Below are 18,061 nucleotides of genomic sequence, written 5' to 3' on the forward strand. Positions count from 1 at the left end.
CGCGACGCGTCGGCGTGACTGCCGCCCACGAGGGACAGCCGACAGCCGGCTTGTGCAAAGGGCGCAAGCCGGTGATCGGTCATGACGTCGTCCGGCCCCATCGGTGACGACGGAGCGCATGCCGGAGGAGTCTCACAGCCGCTCCCGGTCCGTCCGGTCGCGGACGCCCAGGACGTCACCCGCACGCACTCGGTGCGACTCGGTGTACGGCACGTCCCGGGTGCTCCGATCCGCTTCAGTCGCTGATGGGCGTGACCCCGGAGGGAGCCGGGACCAGTCGGTACCCGCCGTCCTCGCGCAGCACGTGTCCGGCGGTCGGCGGCGGGAAGTGGCTCCCGAGCAGGAGAGTCGACGTACCGGCCAGTGCGCCGAGCACCTGGTTCCGGGTCCTGGCCGCGAGTTCGGGAGCGACGTCCACACAGCTGCAGAGCTCCGGATGCGCCATCTGGACCGGGTGGTGGATGCTGTCGCCGGTGACCAGCGCGGTCTCGCCACGGCTGCTCAGTTCCACCGCCACCTGCCCCGGTGTGTGGCCGGGGGTGGGCAGCAGACGGATGCCCGGCGCGACGTCCGTGCCCTCGTCCGCGACATCGATGAGGTCGAACAGACCTGCTTCCCGGACGGGATGGACCGAGTCCCGGAACATCTGCCGACGCGCCTCCTCCATGTCGACACCCGCCCAGTAGTCCCACTCGGTGCGGGAGGTGAGATAGCGCGCGTTCGGGAAGGTGGGCACCCAGGCGTCGCCCTCGGCACGCGTGTTCCACCCCACGTGGTCGGCGTGGAGGTGGGTCAGGACCACGACGTCGACGCTCTCCGGCGCGAAGCCCGCCGCCCGTAGCCGTGCTTCGTAGTCGCTGTTCAGGTTGTGCCAGGCGGGGTTGGCGCGCGGCTTCCCGTTTCCGATGCCGGTGTCCACCAGCACCCGCATGCCGTCCACCTCGACGGCGAAGCTGTGACTCGCCAGGCGCAGGACGCCTTGTCCGTCGGTGAATTCGGGGCTAAGCCAGGGAGTCCGGCTCACGAGGTCGGTGGTTGCCCCGGGCAGCAGCCACGGACCGGTCTGGGCGGGCAGGACCACTTCGTCGACGCGTCGTACGGTGTGGTTGCCCACCGTCCAGGAAGAGGCGGGGGGAGTAGTGGACTTGGTCGTTTGCGATGAGGTGAACACAGCGATTTTCCTTACCTGTCATGGGTCGCGAGGACGGAGATGTCCGGAGCGGGTGTGTCGGGTGAGGCGGATGTGCAGTGGCTCGTTGCCGGGTGGGAGGGGGCGTCCGGGGACGGTGTCCGGCGCCGACTGCGCAGCGACGTGGTCAGCGTCGCGACTGCGACGGTCGCCAGTACGGCCACGCAGCCGGCACAGGCCAGTGCTGCCGCACGCAGCCCGAAGCCGGCGGTGAGGGCGCCGGCGCCGATGGCGGGCAGACTCATCGCCAGGTAGCTGAGTACGTAATAGGAGGCGAGCGTGCCGCCCTTCTCCCGGGCCGGGACCGAGTCGACGACCGCGCGCAGCGCACCCTGGGAGACGGCTCCGAAGCCGAACCCGGCCAGCGCCGCCCCGGCGAAGAGAAGTACGGAGCCGGCGAGACGGAGGGCACCCAGGGTCAGGACGGCCGCCGGAATCACCGCGCAGCTCCCGAGAAGAGCGGAGACGTCGGCACGCATCCTGCGCGTGAAGTACACCGTCGGGGCGGCGACGGCCGTCAGCGTGAAGAAGACCATGCCCCCGGCGTACTCGGGTCCGCCGGGGGAGACGAGCCGTGTGAAGCCCGGTCCCAGGGACGAGTAGAACCCGCCGAGTGCCCAGACGGCGACGACGCCGGCGCCGTTGAGCAGGAGAGCGTGGGCGGCCGCCGACGGCAGCGCCAGGTGGGGCCGCGTCGAGCGCAGTGCTCCGGGACGGCGGCGGACGGTCTCGGGCGTCGAGACAAGGGCGATGGCCTGCGCGGCGAACACGGCGATCAGGGCCGCGTACACCGTGATCGTCGGAACGGGGGCGAAGCGCACCATGAGGGTGGCTGCCAGGACGCCGGCCGCCATGCCCGTCACCGGCGCGATGCTGTTGGCCAGAGCGGGGTGACCCGGCCGGTCGGGGTCTTCCAGGTCGAGGAGAGCCGCACCTGCTGCGCTGGTCGCCGCGCCGGTCGCGATGCCCTGCAGCACGCGGGCGCCGATCAGGGTGGTCAGGCCGCCGGCCGTCGCGAACAGTGCCATGGAGGCGACCTGGACCGCGAGCGCGCCCAGGAGCACGGGGCGGCGTCCGACATGGTCGGAAAGGGTTCCGGTCGTCAGCAGTGCGATCAGGAGCGCCAGGGCGTAGGCGCTGAAGACCACGGTGATGTCGAGGGACGACAACTGCCACTGAGCCTGGTAGTGGGGGTACAGCGGGGTCGGCGCGCTGGATGCGGCGAGCAGCGCGATCAGGATCGAGGCGTGCAACGCGAACGGCAGGCGTCCGGATGGGGAGGTGCGGGGAGGCGCCAGGCCCGCGGGGACACTCTGCATGAGGGTCCTTCCCATACTAAAAGCGATTGGTTTGCTTTAAGGCACCGTAGGTCCTACGCTCGACTAAAGCAAACTATTCGCTTTTGCGGTGGTCGGAGGTCCTGTGCCGGCCCCGGCCCGTCGCGCCGCACGGACGCGGAAGGAAGCCATGACCAGCGAACTCACTCCCCAAGAGGCAGCCCGAGGGGCGCTGCGGGCGGGGCTCCCCCTCGGGGACGACCGACACGAAGGAGTGGCCATGACGGCCAACCACATCCACTCCGTGATCAGCACGTTGCGCGAGCTCGATTTCGGCGAGACCCCTCCTGCGTCCTCCTACCGAGCCGGAGAGGGGAACGCCGATGCAACCGTTTGAGCTGTCGCTGACCGAAGCCTCCCGCGCGGTGCGCGCACGGGAGCTGTCCCCCGTCGAACTCACCGAATCGGTGCTCGCCCGTATTGCCGCCGTCGAAGGACGGCTGGGCGCCTACGTCACCGTCACCGCCGACGCGGCCCTGGCCGCAGCGGTCAGCGCCGAACGGGAGATCTCCGCAAGCGGACCGCGCGGGCCGCTGCACGGGATCCCCATGGCGCTCAAGGACCTGATCGACGCGAAGGGGACACCCACCACGGCGAGCTCGCGCGTCCGGGCGGGGCACGTGGCGGAACGCGACAGCGGGGTGGCCGAACGGCTCGGCGCCGCCGGGGCCGTCCTCCTGGGCAAGACGCACACGCACGAGTTCGCCTACGGCCTGACCACTCCGCAGACGAACAACGCCTGGGACCACAGCCGGGTCGCGGGCGGGTCGAGCGGCGGCTCGGCGGTAGCCGTCGCCGCCGGCGGGGCGACGTTCGCCATGGGCACGGACACGGGCGGTTCCATCCGGGTCCCCGCGGCCCTGAACGGCGTGGTGGGCCTCAAGCCGACCTACGGCCTGGTCTCACGCACAGGCGTGACCTCGCTGTCCTGGTCCCTGGACCACGTGGGCCCTCTCGCCCGCACCGTCCAGGACGTCGCGCTGGTGCTGTCGGCGACCGCCGGCCACGACCCGCGCGACCCGGCGAGCGTGTCCGGCCCGGTGCCGGACCGCTTCCCGGGAGGCGACCTGCGAGGACTGAAGGTCGGCGTACCGCGGAACCACTACTTCGACCGGGTCACGCCCGAGGTCGAGGAGTCCGTACGCGGTGCGATCGAGCGGCTGGCGGAGCTGGGGGCGGAGCTCGTCGACGTCGAGATCCCGATGGCGCGTCACCTCCAGGCCGTTCAGTGGGGGCTGATGGTTCCCGAGGCCACCGCCTACCACGAGCGGTCGCTGCGGGCCACCCCCGACCTGTACACGGCGGACGTTCGCCTCCTGCTGGAGGCCGGCGAACTCACCTCTGCGGGCGACTACCTCCGCGCCCAGCGGGCCCGCACCATGATGCGAGACGCCTGGGCTCGCATGTTCGACGGAATCGACGTCCTCGCCGCGCCGACGGTGCCGATGACCGCCACCGAGGCGGGGCAGGAAGCCGTCGAGTGGGCCGACGGCACGATCGAGGCCGTGTCGGACAGCTACGTCCGTCTCTGTGCCCCGGCCAACATCACCGGCGTCCCGGCTCTCACCCTGCCGGTCGGTCACGACCGCGCCGGACTGCCGATCGGTATGCAACTGATGGCGCGTCCCTTCCACGACGCGACGGTGCTCCGTGTGGGCCGGGTCTACGAGGCGTCGGTGGCCGGCGCGGGGCTGCTTGCTCCCCTCACTGCCTGAGGGAAGGCGGATGTTCCAGTCGGCATGCGGTCGCGTCGCCGCAGGGGCGTCCGCCGTGCTCGGGCGCCCGGATGCGCGGCCCAGCGGGTCGCCGCCGCCGGCCACCGCCTAGAAGCAACAAAATCGCATTAAGGTGGATCGCATGAGTCCCAGGCCCATGGCCCGCCCCGGCGGGCGCAGCGCACGCGTACAGGAGTCCGTCCATACGGCGGTACGTGAACTCGTAGGGGAGGTGGGCCGCGACGCGCTCACGGTCCCGATGGTGGCCACTCGAGCGGGGGTGACCCCCTCCACGATCTACCGTCGTTGGGGTGACCTGCAGGAACTCCTGTCCGACGTGGCCGTCGAACGACTGCGCCCGGAAACGGATCCGGCCGATCTCGGAAGCCTGCGGGCCGATCTCGACGCGTGGGCGGAACAGTTCGTCGACGAGATGGCCTCGCCGCCCGGGCGCGCCTACATCCGGGACGCCCTGCTCGGCGACCCCGACGGAACCAATGCCGGTCAGTGTTCGGCGTACGCCGCAGAGCAGATCGACGTCGTGTTGGCCCGTGCGGTGCAGCGGGGGGAGCCGGTGCCCGAGACGGAACTGCTGATCGACCGTGTCGTGGCGCCGATCATGTACCGCATCCTCTTCCGCCCTGGCCGACTGGACGCCGCATACGCGCGCGAGCTCGTGACGAACGCCGTGTACGCCCAGCAGGTCGAGGCCGGCGCTCGCCCCGCCCGGGCCGCCGCCCCTTGGCGCTCGAAGAAGGAACCCGACAACTGATCACTTCGCTCATCGGGTGGTCTGGCTACTGGGTCGTGGAGGCCAAGCGGCCGGCTGTACCGGCAGGGGTCCTGACATCCCCGGCAATGACCGACCAGGTCGGCCAATTCGTCCAGGTCGACCAGTATGTCGGCGAAAACAGGAAATCGAGTGGCGCCGATCTTCTCCTTGATGTGGGGCGGGCGTCGGATTCGGGAGGCCGGAACGCTCGACGGGTGCTGGGCGAGGACCGTGCGAGAACCGTGCGAGGACGACCTGGTCGGCTCTCTGGGCCTGGGCGAGCGTCGCGACGTGGTCCACGAGAGCCTGGTCCGGCGCGCGGTTCTCCAGATCCGCGCACTCGTCGAACAGGCCATGGCCACTCTCAAGTCCCGGCGGCTCCTGCGCAAACTCCGATGCCCCACCACCGGGGTCACCGTCCTCATCCAGGCGTTCCCCCAGCCACCGGCCAGCTCGGACCGATGATGGGTCAGGGCGGAGCCCGCCGCGGTCGATCGCCCGGGTCACCACGGGGCCCATTCGGCCAGCCGGGTGCGGTAGGAGCCGCGCAGGGCGCCGGCGCAGACGGAGTCGCAGGCCGCCGCCGCGATCACGGTGCGGAACAGCGCACCGATCCGGGGGTCGGTGAGCGAGTCGTGCACCAGGTCGGCGTTGGCCTGGAGGCGGCCGGTGCCGACGGACGCCAGCGAGCGCTCGGCCATGTCGCGCAGCAGGTCGGTGACGAGCCCGACAGGGGGTCCCGGCGGCGGTGGACGGCGGTCCTGCCGGCGCCCGCGCTCACGGGGCTCCGGTCCGGTTCAGGGTGTGGAACCGGCGGTCACCAGGGCGTCCTCGGTGGCGTCGGGGACGGCCCTGCGCACCTTCGCGGTGCGGCCGCCGGGGCGCACGGTGCCGGGCTCAGCCGGCCGGCTCTCGCTCGCACGGGGCTCCTGCTCCATCAGCGGCTCCGACTCTGCCACCGCCTCGGGGGTGCACTCGATGTTCCCACCGCCGCTCCCTCGGTTTCGCGCGAGCCTCGTCAGCAGGAGGGGCGGTAGTCGAGCTGTGGGAAGAGGGCCTTCCACTGGTCCGGCTCGACGCCCAGCGGGTGGGTTGCGCAGAGGCGGTCGTAGACCTTCCGCGGATCGCGGTCGAGGAGGTACGTGTACTCCGGGCCGCGGTCGCTCGACCGGGCGTCCGTCACCACCGTCATGAACGGCGTCCGCCCCGGTAGCAGGTCCACGCTCCGCACGCCCTGAAGGGTGGCGAAGGCCGGCATGCGCCAGCTGCCGTCCGCGGCGACGTCCCAGACGCGGTACGGCGCGGCGGTGAGCACGCGGCCACCGTCGAGGTCGGGCGTGATGGCGGTGACCTCCCGGTCGAGGCGCTGGGCGTGCCGGAGCACCGGGTGGCGCGGGTCGCGGATGTCGTAGAACCGTACGGTGCCGTCCTGGAGGGTCGTCGCGAGCAGACCGCCGCCGACCGAGGTGTAGCCGCCCGAGGCGGCCGGCAGCGTCCCCGCGGACTTCGGGTGCCGAATGTCCCGCAGGTCGTACAGCCTGGCGGTCTGGGCCTCGCCGTCGGTCAACAGCAGCCGCAGGGAGTGGATGTAGGCGGCCCGGGCGGTCGCCGCGCCCTTCAGCGGTTCGGGCACGCGGAACGGGTGCGCGGGGTCGCTCAGGTCCCACAGGCGCAGGTCGAGGCCCCGGCCGCGGCCCTCGGCCTCCACGGTCGCGAGCGCTCCCGGGCCCATGAAGACCATGCTCTCGGGCTCGGCCGAGGACGTCACCGGGATCACCGCGCGCCGCACCGGCCGGAGCGGGTCGCTCAGGTCCCAGATCGCGGCCGTCGGATCCGATGAGGTCCCGACGGCCAGCAGCCGGCCGTCCCCGGAGACGGCGGTGCGCACGCTCAGCGTGGAGCGCACCGGGATCTCGGCGCCCGCCACCGGCGGCCCGTCGCCGCCGAGGTCCCAGATCCGGAAGGCGTGCTCGTCGGTGTCCTCGGTCCAGCGGTGCGCGAGCAGCACCGGCCGGTCGCGACCGGGCAGGAAGTACTGCGCCTCCCACGGCCTGGGCACGGTGAACCGCAGCTTCGGCGACCGCCCGCGCACGGTGTCCGCCCCGCTCATGTCCCAGACGTGCGGCACGCTGTGCAGGGAGCCGACGACCGCCTCGCCGGTGAGGACGAACCGGCCGTCCCGCGTGTATGGATAGGCCCCCGGGTCCCCGTCGGCGAGGGTCCCCCGGAGGGCGAGCCCGGGCGTGTGCTCGGGCCAGAGGCGTACGTTGCCGCCGACATCGCCCACCGCGAGGTAGGCCCCTTCGGGGCTCCAGGCCACCGCCTGCGCGGGCTCGCCGCTCGGCACCGAGCCGCGCTCGTTCACCGAGGACAGCAGCTCCGGTCCGTCGCGTTCGGCGACCCTCCGGACGACGGCCTTGCCGGGCCGGGCGCCGTCCGCGGCGGCGAGGGCGGAACCGTCGGGGCTGAAGTCGAGTGAGGGCAGGTTGCCACCGTGATCCCAGCTGTTCTCGTACGAGTCCGTCGGTCTGATCCGGGCGAGCCGCCGTCCGCCGTCCCGGACCGTCCACCAGGCCATCGCGCTCTCACCGCCGGTCGCCACGAGCGTGTCCCGCTTCGGGTGGAACGCCACCGCCATCACCGAGTCGGCCGTGACGGTGGTGAGGGTAGCCGGGCGGGCCGGATCGCGGACGTCCCACAGCCGCACCTCGGCCGGGCGCTCCTTGCCGGAGGCGTCCTCGCTCACACCGTTGCCGGTGGCGAGGAAACGCCCGTCACGGTTGAACGCCACGGCCATCAGGTGGGCCCGGGCGACTTTCCTGTCGTACAGCGGGCGCGGAGCGGACGGCACGGAGAGGTCCCACAGCCGCAGCCGCCCGTCCTCCCCGCCCGCCGCCAGCGTCCGCCCGTCCGGGCTGAAGGCGAGGCTGTACGACTGGTCCTTGGCGAGCTTCAGGCCCCCGAGCCGCTTCGGGTGTACGGGATCGGCCGCGTCCCATAGCGTCAGCGCGTCCGTGCTCAGCGCGGCGAGCAGCGGGGAGCGCGGGGAGAAGGCGAGGGGCGCGGTGCCGTGCAGGTGCTTCAGGGCGGCGCCGCGCACCGGCGCGTTCGGCCGACTCAGGTCCCAGAGGCGGACGACGCCGGTGCGCTGGCTGGTGGCGAGGACGCGGCCACCGGGCCCGTACGCCAGATCGACCACCGGCTGCCGGACGTCACCGCGCAGGTCGACCTGTGGCCGGGAGAGGTAGGCGGCGTAGAGGCTGGAGCGGGTGGCACCGGTGTCGGCGGTCCTGTACGCGGCGAGGCTCAGGCGCAGCGCGGTCTGCGGGTCGCGCTCGCGCATGGTGTCGGCCTGCGCGGCCAGCTGCTCGGCGACGGCGACGCTCTCGCGGGCCTCGGCGTCGCGCTGGGCGCGGTCGGCCCGCACCGCGAGCAAGGCGGCCAGGACGGCGAGCGCGGCCACGACCGCCCCGACACCGGTGCGGATCCGGCGGGTGCGGCGCTCGGCCCGGTCGCCGGCGGCGAGGAAGTCCCGCTCCACGGGCCGGAGTCTGGGGCCCTCGCCCCTGAGTTCCTGCCGCGCCGCGGCCAGCTGGTCGCCGCGGTACAGGGCGCTCTTCTCGCGGTCAGCCTCCGCCCAGCTGTCGGCCGCGTCGCCCACCCGGCGCAGGACGAGCAGCCGCACCCGGCCGTCACGGATCCAGTCGCGCAGCCGAGGCCAGCCGTGGAGCAGCGAGTCGTGGCACAGTTGGGCCTCGCCCCGGTCGAGGACGACCAGGCGGGCGTCGGCGAGCCGGTCGAGCAGCTCGCGGTCCTCCCGCTCGGCCTCGCCCTCCGCCTCCGGGACCGGGAGGCGGCGGCGGGCGGCCCGGCCCACGGTGTCGACCAACGTCACCATGCGCAGCAGGAGTTCACGCAGCCGCTCGCGGCCCGCCGGATCCAGCGCGTCGTGCAGCTCGTCGGCGACCCGGGCGACCGAGCCGCGGATCCCGCCGGTCGCCTCGTACCCGGCGAAGGTGAGCTGGGTGCCACGGCGCCGGGCCCAGGTCTGCTGGAGGGCGTGGGCGAGGAACGGCAGCGCGACGGAGTCGGCTTCGCCGCCGGGCGCCTCCTGGCGCAGCTCGTGCAGCAGATGGCCGGCGAGCCCGTCCTCCAGACGCAGGCCGGCGTGCGCGGCGGGCCGTTCGATCGCGGCGAGCAGCTCCTTGTCGGACATGGCGGGGACGGTGAACTGTCCGGCCCGGAGCATGCGGGCGAGCCGCGCGTCGCGCATGCAGGGCCCGTAGAAGTCGGCGCGCAGACCGAGGACGATCCGCGGCCCGGTCGCCGCTCCGGCGCCGGAGACGGCCCGGACGAACAGCTCCCGCTCCTCCGGGTCCGCGCAGGCGGTGAAGAGCTCCTCCAACTGGTCGATCACCAGGACCTCGGGCCCGCCGGTCCCGAACCACCCGGTGCCCAACTCCCGTTCGACCTCCTCGAAGGGTCGGTCCACTGCCCGCGCCCAGCGCTCGACCAGGGTACGGAAGGGCCGCGCGCCCGGCCCGTCGACCAGCAGCACCCGTCCCGTGCCTCGCTCCTCGAGTCCGGCGACGAGCCCGGCCCGCAGCAGCGAGGACTTCCCCGCCCCGGACGCGCCGACGAGCACCACCGGCCCGTCGCCGTGCGTCGCCCGGTCGAGCAGCTCGCGGGCCAGCTCCTCGCGCCCGAAGAAGAGATGGCGCTGCTCGGGCAGGAACGGGCGCATGCCGGGGTACGGGCAGGGGCCGTCGCCCGTGGGCACGTCGACTTCCTCCGGGGGTGCCGGAGAACACACGTTCCGCGCCACGACGAGATCCGCGGCCCGGCCCACGCCCTCCGCGTACGGGCGGGTGGGGCCGCCCTGGAAGCGCCGGTCGAGGATCCGGTAGACGTCGAGCAGGGTGAGCCAGCGCGGCCCGCTCGGGTCACCGTCCGCCAGGAGCCGCACCAGCTCGCCGCCGAAGAGGGTGTACGGCTGGTCCACGGGCGCGAAGGAGGCGGCGTAGCCGGTCGCCGAGGCGAGCAGGAAGCTGCCGAGCGGGCGGGCAGTCGTGTACGGGTCGCGGTGGGCGTCGCTCGGGGAGGCCGCGGCCCGGCCGGAGAAGCAGCAGTCGAGGACGACGATCGCGCGGGCGGGCGCGTCGCCGAGCAGATTGCGCACCTCGGCGTACGGCACGGCGGTGACCGTGTCATCGGGCCGCACCGTGGCCGCGGTTGCCAGATAGAGCTGCCCGCCCGGGCCGAGCAGGCCGTGCCCGGTGAAGCAGAACAGCACCACGCCGCCCGCCGCCGCCTCGACGGCGTCGCGGAGCGCGGCGAGCACCTCCGTCGGGCCGGCCGGGTCGATGAGCTCGGTGACCCGGCCCGCCGCCATCCCACACCGCTCGCGCAGCACCCGGGCCAGTTCCCGCGCGGTGTGCGCGGCGCTCGGCAGATCGGCGAGCCGCACGTTGCCGCCCGGGCCGCCGCGCTCGCCCGCGCCCTGCCGTCCGGTGCCGACGACGACGGCGCGGCAGTCAGGTCCGGCGAGATCCCCCCATCTCTCCGTCACGGCTCAAGGGTTCTCGGGATCCGAGGTCTGCCGCGCCGGCTCCTCCAGGGCCCGCGCCACCTCCAGCGCCAGTTCTCCGCTGCTCTCCGGCGTGAGGCCGCGCACGCCCTGGGAGGTGACGACGACCTGAGTGCCGTCCGGCTTGGTGATCGTCACGCTCTGGCTGCCGCGCCGGGTCTGCAGCCAGGCCACCACGCCGGCCGCCAGCGTCACGGTCAGACCGCCGGGCTGGAGCAGCAGCTCGATGACCGCTCCGAACGAGCCCATCGATCCGGGCGCCGGCGACGCGGGGACGAGCGGGACGACGGCCGGCCGCAGCTCGGGGTCGCCGCGCAGCCAATGCCGCAGCTCGTAGGCGTCTTCGGCGGTACCGCTGACCTCCAGGGCGATTTCCACGTGCACTGACCTCCGTAGCGCTCCGTCGCGGCGGAGCCGTATGAGGCTACGCCCGTAACTCCCTTACCTCCAGGTCGATTTCGGTCGTCACGTGGTTCCGGGCACACCGAAGGCCGGACCTCCGCGCAAGGGATCCGGCCTTCACCGCATGAACGTATGACCTGGTACTGCAAAGGTACTTGTCGTGGCTGGCGACCAGATCCGTTGCCGTACCAGGGCGCGCGGACCGCGTCTCCCGGCACGGCGGCGACATGCATACCGCCGCGTCCTCCCCCGCTGGACCGGGTCAAGGGGGCGTTCGGCCGCAGCAAGGGCCGCGACCCGTTCGCAAAGGTCTTCGACAGCGTGCCGCACGGCGCGACACAGGGCTCGGAGAAGGCCACGAAGCGGATCACCACGCACATCACGGAGACCGTGCCGGACCGGGGCAAGGCCAACTCGCGGCTGCACAAGCACAACGACCTGGGGGTGCGCGACAAGGCCGCCGCCGGCAAGCACGGTGACGGCGACGGCGGGCACGGGCCGCCCGGCTCCGGCGGCAGGCCCGGTCCGGGGGAGAGGCCGAAGCAGTCACGGGAGCAACCGTCCCGGCAGGCGCGTGTCTTGGTGGACAAGTTCACCTGCGGCGACCCGATCGACATGGCCACCGGCCAGACGGTCCTCGCCCAGACCGACGCCGACCTGCCCGGCATCCTCCCGCTGACGCTGCACCGTACTCGCCTGTCCGGCTGCACCCGCGGCATCGGCTTCGGCCCGTCCTGGAACTCCAGCCTGGACGGGCGCCTGGAACAGGATCCGGAGGCGGACGGAGTGCGGTGGCGCCGCGAGGACGGCTCCAGCCTCTCCTACGCACGCATCCCAGACACCGTGGGAGACCGTGTCGAACCGGTCGCGGGCGAGCGGCTGCCTTTGACGTACGTGTCCCAGGGCACCTCGTACACGCTGGTGGTGCAGGATCGGGGACCTTCTTCGAGGCGGTGTGGATCGCCGTACCGCGGCGGACCCGTACCCGCGTCCCGGGCGACGGGGTGTACCGGACGCCCGGCGGGCAGCGCATCCGGCGCACAGCGCGCGAGAGGCGCGTCGAGGCGTTGCTCGCGGGGGCGTTCCTCTTCCCGGGCGGGGGAGTTGTCCCAGATCTGCTCGCGGCAGCGGGCGTGGCCGGCCCGGCCGTGATCTGCCCACCCGTCCGAGACCTCCCGCACCGAGGCAGGGAGCTTCTCGTCGGCGGTACGTCCAGCGCCGGGAACCCGAGGCCGGGGACGAGGAGTCGAACCGCTCGGCGCCGTCCCCCTCAACGGCCTGTCCCCACCGCCCTGATCGATCGGGCGTCACCGTGGGATCACGGACGGTAGGGTGAGGGGCGATCGCAGTGGACACGGTGATCCCGTAGGGCATGAGGGGCAGGGCGACCAGAGAACATGGCGGCGTTGGAGGAGAGCCAGGGGCGTACACGGGACCAACGGTCGGTGTATGAGCGGTACCAGGACGCCGCAGCCGATGCAGGGGAGCTCGAATCCCCTTTGTTCTCCGTGGAGGTCACCACCGACGGTCGGCCGACCGACATCGAACGCGAGGAGGCCGAGGATGTGGTGATCGAGCAGATCACCTCTCCCTTCGACCCCGAGCACATCGACATCGACACCCGGACGACGACCGTCGATCTGCTGTTGTCCCGGCTGCGCAACGAGATGATCGACCTCGCCCCGGACTTCCAGCGCAAGGCGGGCATCTGGACCGACGGCAAGCAGTCCCGGCTCATCGAGTCCCTGCTGCTGCGCATTCCCATCCCTTCCTTCTACGCCGCCGAGAAGAAAGACGGCAGTTGGGCCATCGTTGACGGCATCCAGCGCCTCACGTCCATCGCCCGCTTCGTGGAGCCCGAGGCGGTCGGCGCCGACCCGCTGAAACTGACGGGCCTGGAGTACCTGCGCAACTTCGAGGACACGGGCTTCGCGAACCTGTCCGGAAAACTCCAGATCCGGCTGCGTGAGACCGAGGTCGTCGTCCACGTCATCCGGCGCGGTACCCCCGAACCGGTGATGTTCAACGTCTTCGCGCGCATCAATACCGGAGGCGAACCCCTGACCCGGCAGGAGATCCGGCACGCACTCATCTCGGGCCGGGCGCGCACGCTCCTCGCGGAGCTCGCCGAGACCGAGGAGTTCCGGCGGGCCACTGGTTACAGCGTCGTCGGTGACCGGATGGCCGACCGGGAGATGGTCCTTCGCTTCCTGGCCTTCCGGATGACCTCCCCGCACGCCTATAAGCCCGGTGACTTCGACGCGTTCCTCGCCGAGGCGATGCACCAGGTGAACCGTCTCGACAGCGCGGAGGAGAACCGGCTGCGGACCGAGTTCCTCACGGCGATGCTCGCGGCCGAGGAGATCTTCGGCCACCACGCCTTCCGGAAGTACCGTCGGAACCAGCAGCGCAAGTCGCCCATCAACAAGGCGCTTTTTGAGGCGGTCGCCGTCAACCTCGCGAGTCTCGGTGACGACGACCGCGAGGTGCTGCGGCAGACCGACGTCCTCGACGCGTTCGCGGAGCTGATGGAGGACGTGGAGTTCGAACGTGCCATCTCCGTGGGTACCGGTGACGCCAGGAAGGTACGCAAGCGGTTCGACGCGGTCAAGGAGCTTCTGGAGACGGCGCTGGGCCGGGGACGGATCGGGGTCGTGCAGTGATCAACCGCATCACGCTGATCAACTTCAAGGCGTTCCGGCGTCTGGAACTCCCTCTCGGCCCGCTGACGCTCCTCACTGGTCTCAACTCCTCGGGCAAGAGCAGCGTCCTGCAGGCGCTGGGGCTGCTGAGGCAGTCGTACGAGACGCAGATGCTCATCCGGGCCAGACGTGCCGGGGGTGGGCTGCTGCTCAACGGTGACCTCGTGACCCTGGGCACCGCACAGGACGTTCTGCACGAGGACTTCGGACCGGTGGAAGAACTTCCCACCGTCCGCGAGCCGCTCGTCGGTTTCGTCATCCAGGAGGACGGCGAGCAGCGGACCTGGGCCGCCGCTTACGACATCCGCCACCCTGACCGGGACGTCATGCCCCTGGCGGAAGGATCGGTCCGCGCGCACCTGGCCGAGCAGCCCTTCCAATACCTGCACGCCGACCGCATCACCCCGGCGGTCACCTACCCCCGCTCACACCAGATCGCCGTCGCGAGAGGGTTCCTCGGCGTGCGTGGTGAACACACCATCAACTACCTGCGCCACCACACGGACGAGGACGTCCCCATGGAGGTGCCCGACGGTCCGCTCCGTCATCACGGCGCCACGTCTCCCCAGCTCCTGGACCAGACGATTGCCTGGATGCAGGAGCTGTGTCCCGGCGTCAACATCGAGACCGACCCCATCGAAGGCACCGACTCGGTCCGCCTCTCCTACGGTTTCGGCGGCACCGCCGGCATCAACGCCACCCGCCGTCGGCGCCCCACCAACGTCGGCTTCGGTCTCACCTACGCGCTGCCCGTCGTGGTGGCCTGCCTCACCGCGACGCCCGAGAGCCTGATCCTGCTGGAGAACCCTGAGGCCCATCTGCACCCGAAGGGGCAGAGCAGGATGGCGGCACTGCTGTCCGCGGCCGCCGCCACCGGCGCCCAGCTGATCGTCGAGACGCACAGCGACCACGTGCTGAACGGCGTCCGCATCGCTGTGAAACAGGGCGTCCTCCAGCCGCAGGACACGGTAGTCCACTACTTCAGCGGCAACGGGGCGGGCACCGAGGTCGTCACCCCGCGCATCGACAAGGACGGCATGCTCGAACAGTGGCCCGAGGGCTTTTTCGACGAGTGGGAGAACTCGCTCGACCAGCTGCTGGACTGACGGCACGAGACGACACAGGGGAGGGAGGAAAGCGTGCCACTGCTGTTTCTGAACGAGAAGTCCTGGGGGACGGCCTGCGACCCGGCGCGAGCCGAGCGGGCCATGGCCGACTTCGTGGCCGTCGTCCGTGCCGCCGCAGCCGAAGGAGGCGCGACCCTCGTGAGCGAGGTGGACGTCAAGGTACTGGAGATCGCCGACGGCTACCCCGTCAACAAGTGGATCGGCGCCAGCCCACGTAACCGCGCTCTCTGGCAGCGCCTGCGGGCCTTGCAAGGTCGCTCTCCCGTGCGGAGTGTCTTCCCCGCGGAGGGCGCCGCTGACCATCTGGAGTACCGCCACGACGGTGAGGTGGTCCTCGGGCTGGGCGCCGCGCACTTCATGGACGGCATCGCCATCAGTCTCCCGGTGGCTCGCCCGTGGCAGACCGACCAGGTCACACTGGAGCGCGCCGAACTCGTCGAGGACGACGAGGGCACGCTGGAGATGCGGCACGACACCGTCGACGTCCGGCACCTGTCCGCCGAGCCGCATCTCGGCGGGCACCTGGAGTGGATCCGGAAGGCGCGCCGGGAAAACGTCACCACCGGCCTGCGGATCTGGGAGAGCCGGGCGGAGCTCTACCGGCACCTCACGTTCCTGCCGCGTGTCGAGGGTCAGCTCAGCGGCCTGAGCCCGCACCGGGTGGTGCCCGTACGGCGAGCCCTGGAACGGCTGGAGGAAGCCGTCGCCGCATGGGACCCGGCAGCCATGGCCGAGCCCGAGTGGCGGAGCAAAGTGACTCCAGAGGGCGAGACGCGCAAGCGCGTGTGCCGTTTCACCGACCTGGATGGGGAGACACGCACCTTCGACCTGCATGCCCGGTTCACGCCGGGCGCCGGCCGCATCCACTTCCGCCTGGTCCCGGAGGAACGGACGATCCGCCTCGCCCACATCGGCAGCAAGATCCGGCCGGAGGTCTAGGCCGTGTTTTAGGTTCTGATTCCTGTGCGCGCCCTGCACGGTGATGATCAAGATGTGGGGCGAGGGGATCTTTCTGATGAGCAGTGGTCGGTGCTGGAGTCGTTGCTGCCTGCGGTGGGCATAAGTCGCAGGTGGCCTGGCTGTCGGCGGCTGGTAAACGGTGTGCGGTGGCGGGTTCGGACCGGAGTTCCTTGGCGGGACCTGCCGTTCGAGTACGGACCGTGGCAGACGGTGTATGGACTGTTCCGGGGATGGCAGCGTCGGAATGTGAACGCGGGATCGGCCGTCTCAAGCAGCGCCGGGCCGTGGCGACCCGGTTCGACGGACTTGCGGTTCGGTTCGAGGCGACGGTTCAGGTCGCGGCGATTCATCAGTGGCGGTGAACCCTCGGTCTGCCGTCGTGCGGAGCCCCGGCAGGAAAGGACGGGCCTGCGGTCATCACGGAGGAACAGCGCGTTTCCTGGCATTGGCGCGGGGCGGTGTGTAGGGGTTGCACCTTCCGTAGCGGCATGTGGTCCGGTGGACTCACGTCCCGGTCCCTTGAGGAAAGGTCCTTGCTCATGCGTTCGCCGTTCATGCCACCTCGCCAGGTCAAGATCGGTGACGCGGCGGCCTTCGCCGGCACCACGCCGCGGGCGATTCGCCATTACCACGAGATCGGCCTGCTCCCCGAGCCTGAGCGGGGCGGCGATGACCGCCGCCGCTACGGGTACGAGGACATGATCCGCCTGCTGTGGATTCGCAGGATGGCCGACGCCGGGATCGCCCTGGACGACATCCGTGACGCCTTTACCACCGGCACGGCTTCCGCCGGCGCGGACAGCGGGGACGGTGTCGCGGGCATCCTGGAGCGGCTGGAGGAAACCCTCGCCGAGCAGGAGGCGGAATTGCGGCGGCAGCGGACCGCCGTGCGGCGGATGCGCGCCGAAGGCAGCCGGATGGGCCTGCTCTCCGACTTCGTCACCGAACGCCTCAAAAGACTGCCTGAGGGCTCCCGGCGTCAGGCGGACCTGGACAGTCTGCTGGTCACTGAGCGGATCTTCGGCCCGCTCGGCGCGGCCATCCAGGCCACCCGCTTCGTCGCCCTGGCCACGCATCCCGCTCTGCGGGAGGAATCCGACCGCATCGATGACGCCGAGGAGGCACTCGATGACAGCGTCGCCGTCGGTGATCCACGGGTGGCTCAAGTGGCCGTCGAGCGGTACGCCTTCGAAAGCGCCCTGCAGGCCGTCATCGAGGAGTCCGGCCTGGGGAAGGACGACGATGCCCTCTTCGACGACTGGGACACTCTGCACCCTGCCACCGCCGATGACGGCGAGGACGAGGCTGACCTCGGCTCTGGCAGGCGGGAGGCTGACACCATGAGCGTGCTCGAAGCCGCCTGCAAGATGCCCTACGACTTCTCCCCGGCCCGCCTGCGCTGCATGGAACTGGCCGAAGAACTATTCGCCCAAGAGCCACCCGCTACCTGAAACACGGCCTGGGCCCTGTGGTGAAAGTGCAGCGCGCGGCCACTCGTTGAGGACCGCGACCAGCACGTTCGTCTCGTGGTCCTCGCGGAACGGTGTGCTGCTTCCGGATGGCGTGTCCCTTCCCCTTCCCCTGTCCCTGTAGCGGCCGAGCGGCAGATCGGAACCGTGTCGACGAGGGAGACGACGGTGACGGGCGAGAAGTCGTCCCACGGGGAGGGTGGCCGCCGCCCCCCGGCCGCCGACCCGCCCCCCCCGGCCGCCGAGCCGCCCCGCCCGGCCGCTGGGCGAAGTGTCCGGCGGGCCGCCGGATCCCGGTCCGCTCGTCCGGCCGGTTCTTCCGGCTCGCGGCTGCCTCGTCCCACCGTCGGCGGATACGATGCGCCCCCGGTCCGGACGATGTTCCAGGCCCCACAAGGAGGTTGCGGTGACTGACCGTCTCGTGCACACGGTCGAGATGCGGCTGGACGAGGGAAGCGACGACGTCGTCCGGGTCCAGATCCGTGAGGTGGACGATTCCCTGGTCCGGGTGGGCCGCGGGGGCTCGGTCGCCCGCGCCGGGCGGACGCTCGGCCAGATGCTGGACACCGTCAAGCCGGTGGCGGAGAACTTCGTCGAGAGGTTCCAGGGTCTCGCCACACCGCCCGACGAGATGACCCTGCAGTTCGGGATCTCGCTGTCCGCCGGTGCGGACGTCGTCATCGCCAGCACGGCGACCGCGGCGAACTTCACGGTCAGCCTGAGCTGGAGCCGCCGTGACTCCACGGACTCGAACGGGAATGATTCCCAGGGCAGTTGACCGGGCGACGGCGAGGCTGGAGA

General features: G+C 71.5%; 16 protein-coding genes and 1 pseudogene. 11 read left to right on the forward strand and 6 right to left on the reverse strand.

Features of this window, described 5'->3' with window-relative positions; genetic code table 11:
* Window positions 1-235: 235 nt before the first annotated feature.
* Together ACZ5FU_RS32265 and ACZ5FU_RS32270 are read right to left on the reverse strand one after the other, a co-directional pair.
* Window positions 236-1,114, reverse strand: coding sequence for an MBL fold metallo-hydrolase (locus ACZ5FU_RS32265; RefSeq protein WP_469047629.1), 879 nt, complete (start codon window positions 1,112-1,114; stop codon window positions 236-238).
* Window positions 1,115-1,182: 68 nt separating this feature from the next.
* Window positions 1,183-2,508 carry an MFS transporter gene (locus tag ACZ5FU_RS32270; RefSeq protein ID WP_469047631.1) on the reverse strand — a complete coding sequence of 442 codons (1,326 nt, stop codon included), beginning with the start codon at window positions 2,506-2,508 and terminating at the stop codon, window positions 1,183-1,185.
* A 148-nt stretch (window positions 2,509-2,656) separates the two neighbouring features.
* Here ACZ5FU_RS32270 and ACZ5FU_RS32275 point away from each other — a divergent pair, with 148 nt between their 5' ends.
* The 4 genes from ACZ5FU_RS32275 to ACZ5FU_RS32290 all read left to right on the forward strand — a co-directional run bounded on the left by ACZ5FU_RS32275 (window position 2,657) and on the right by ACZ5FU_RS32290 (window position 5,478).
* Complete coding sequence (locus ACZ5FU_RS32275) at window positions 2,657-2,863, forward strand: hypothetical protein (protein WP_469047632.1); 207 nt, start codon at window positions 2,657-2,659, stop codon at window positions 2,861-2,863.
* On the forward strand, window positions 2,850-4,241 hold the full coding sequence (locus tag ACZ5FU_RS32280; protein WP_469047633.1) for an amidase: 1,392 nt from the start codon (window positions 2,850-2,852) through the stop codon (window positions 4,239-4,241). The genes ACZ5FU_RS32275 and ACZ5FU_RS32280 overlap by 14 nt, the downstream gene beginning before the upstream one ends.
* Window positions 4,242-4,383: 142 nt before the next feature.
* Complete coding sequence (locus tag ACZ5FU_RS32285) at window positions 4,384-5,013, forward strand: TetR/AcrR family transcriptional regulator (protein ID WP_451527198.1); 630 nt, start codon at window positions 4,384-4,386, stop codon at window positions 5,011-5,013.
* Between the two features lie 231 nt (window positions 5,014-5,244).
* Window positions 5,245-5,478: a hypothetical protein gene (locus tag ACZ5FU_RS32290; RefSeq protein ID WP_451527220.1), complete on the forward strand. Its 234-nt coding sequence runs from the start codon at window positions 5,245-5,247 to the stop codon at window positions 5,476-5,478.
* A 38-nt stretch (window positions 5,479-5,516) separates the two neighbouring features.
* On the opposite strand, the gene ACZ5FU_RS32295 is transcribed toward ACZ5FU_RS32290, so the two are convergent.
* From ACZ5FU_RS32295 to ACZ5FU_RS32310, 4 genes are all read right to left on the reverse strand, one after another.
* Window positions 5,517-5,714 (reverse strand): hypothetical protein, encoded by a 198-nt coding sequence (locus ACZ5FU_RS32295; RefSeq protein ID WP_451527199.1) that lies wholly within the window; start codon window positions 5,712-5,714, stop codon window positions 5,517-5,519.
* 96 nt (window positions 5,715-5,810) lie between these two features.
* Window positions 5,811-5,972, reverse strand: coding sequence for a hypothetical protein (locus ACZ5FU_RS32300; RefSeq protein WP_451527200.1), 162 nt, complete (start codon window positions 5,970-5,972; stop codon window positions 5,811-5,813).
* Between the two features lie 59 nt (window positions 5,973-6,031).
* The gene (locus tag ACZ5FU_RS32305; protein WP_451527201.1) at window positions 6,032-10,582 is read right to left on the reverse strand and encodes a caspase, EACC1-associated type; all 4,551 of its coding nucleotides are present in this window, start codon (window positions 10,580-10,582) and stop codon (window positions 6,032-6,034) included.
* A gap of 3 nt (window positions 10,583-10,585) precedes the next feature.
* A complete protein-coding gene (locus ACZ5FU_RS32310) occupies window positions 10,586-10,978 on the reverse strand; it encodes an effector-associated constant component EACC1 (protein WP_451527202.1) in 393 nt (130 codons plus the stop codon).
* A gap of 345 nt (window positions 10,979-11,323) precedes the next feature.
* Here ACZ5FU_RS32310 and ACZ5FU_RS32315 point away from each other — a divergent pair, with 345 nt between their 5' ends.
* The 7 genes and pseudogenes from ACZ5FU_RS32315 (at window position 11,324) to ACZ5FU_RS32345 (ending at window position 18,038) form a co-directional block, all read left to right on the forward strand.
* On the forward strand, window positions 11,324-12,154 hold the full coding sequence (locus ACZ5FU_RS32315; RefSeq protein WP_469047635.1) for a DUF6531 domain-containing protein: 831 nt from the start codon (window positions 11,324-11,326) through the stop codon (window positions 12,152-12,154).
* A 356-nt stretch (window positions 12,155-12,510) separates the two neighbouring features.
* A complete protein-coding gene (locus ACZ5FU_RS32320) occupies window positions 12,511-13,665 on the forward strand; it encodes a DUF262 domain-containing protein (protein ID WP_451527219.1) in 1,155 nt (384 codons plus the stop codon).
* A complete protein-coding gene (locus tag ACZ5FU_RS32325) occupies window positions 13,662-14,810 on the forward strand; it encodes an AAA family ATPase (protein ID WP_451527204.1) in 1,149 nt (382 codons plus the stop codon). The genes ACZ5FU_RS32320 and ACZ5FU_RS32325 overlap by 4 nt, the downstream gene beginning before the upstream one ends.
* A gap of 33 nt (window positions 14,811-14,843) precedes the next feature.
* The gene (locus ACZ5FU_RS32330) at window positions 14,844-15,770 is read left to right on the forward strand and encodes a hypothetical protein (protein WP_451527205.1); all 927 of its coding nucleotides are present in this window, start codon (window positions 14,844-14,846) and stop codon (window positions 15,768-15,770) included.
* 114 nt (window positions 15,771-15,884) lie between these two features.
* Window positions 15,885-15,980 (forward strand): annotated as a pseudogene (locus ACZ5FU_RS32335) (IS5 family transposase); the annotation flags it as partial.
* Window positions 15,981-16,330: 350 nt separating this feature from the next.
* Window positions 16,331-17,242 carry a MerR family transcriptional regulator gene (locus tag ACZ5FU_RS32340; protein WP_469047637.1) on the forward strand — a complete coding sequence of 304 codons (912 nt, stop codon included), beginning with the start codon at window positions 16,331-16,333 and terminating at the stop codon, window positions 17,240-17,242.
* A 424-nt stretch (window positions 17,243-17,666) separates the two neighbouring features.
* Window positions 17,667-18,038, forward strand: coding sequence for a CU044_2847 family protein (locus ACZ5FU_RS32345; RefSeq protein WP_468644207.1), 372 nt, complete (start codon window positions 17,667-17,669; stop codon window positions 18,036-18,038).
* The last annotated feature ends 23 nt before the right edge of the window (window positions 18,039-18,061 follow it).

The sequence above is a fragment of the Streptomyces sp. NPDC031554 genome (genome assembly GCF_055580685.1).

Bases quoted from the DNA above. Each gene is read 5' to 3' on its own strand.
- ACZ5FU_RS32285 (WP_451527198.1), top strand. From the start codon at position 4,384: ATGAGTCCCAGGCCCATGGCCCGCCCCGGCGGGCGCAGCGCACGCGTA.
- ACZ5FU_RS32280 (WP_469047633.1), top strand. From the start codon at position 2,850: ATGCAACCGTTTGAGCTGTCGCTGACCGAAGCCTCCCGCGCGGTGCGC.
- ACZ5FU_RS32340 (WP_469047637.1), top strand. From the start codon at position 16,331: ATGCGTTCGCCGTTCATGCCACCTCGCCAGGTCAAGATCGGTGACGCG.
- ACZ5FU_RS32295 (WP_451527199.1), bottom strand. From the start codon at position 5,714: ATGGCCGAGCGCTCGCTGGCGTCCGTCGGCACCGGCCGCCTCCAGGCC.
- ACZ5FU_RS32275 (WP_469047632.1), top strand. From the start codon at position 2,657: ATGACCAGCGAACTCACTCCCCAAGAGGCAGCCCGAGGGGCGCTGCGG.
- ACZ5FU_RS32270 (WP_469047631.1), bottom strand. From the start codon at position 2,508: ATGCAGAGTGTCCCCGCGGGCCTGGCGCCTCCCCGCACCTCCCCATCC.